Raw genomic sequence first — 286 nt, 5'->3', positions numbered from 1 at the left:
CAGGGGCCGCTGACGCTGGAAACGCGCTACGATCCGGCGGGCCGCATCGTGATGCGCCGCAGTGCGGTGCTGGAACGGCGCTACCTGTGGGACGGGCTTGATCAGGTGACGCAGCAGATGCTGGCGTCAGCGGAGCCGGACGGCTCAGGCCCGGCCTTCAGTCAGCAGCGCTTTGGTTATGACGCCGCCGGTCAGCTGACGCAGCGCATCGCGGCGGGCCGCGAAGAGCGTTTTAGTTATGATCCGGCGGGCAACCGCACCGACACCCGCGGGCAGGTGGTATGGC

1 pseudogene is annotated in these 286 nt (G+C 68.5%); it reads left to right on the top strand.

Going from position 1 to position 286, the window contains the following annotated elements:
* Positions 1-286: pseudogene (locus NG42_RS21700) on the top strand (RHS repeat domain-containing protein); the annotation flags it as partial.

The organism is Winslowiella iniecta (genome assembly GCF_001267535.1).
Taxonomy (GTDB): Bacteria; Pseudomonadota; Gammaproteobacteria; order Enterobacterales; family Enterobacteriaceae; genus Erwinia; species Erwinia iniecta.
This window is presented reverse-complemented; position numbering and strand designations above follow the sequence as displayed.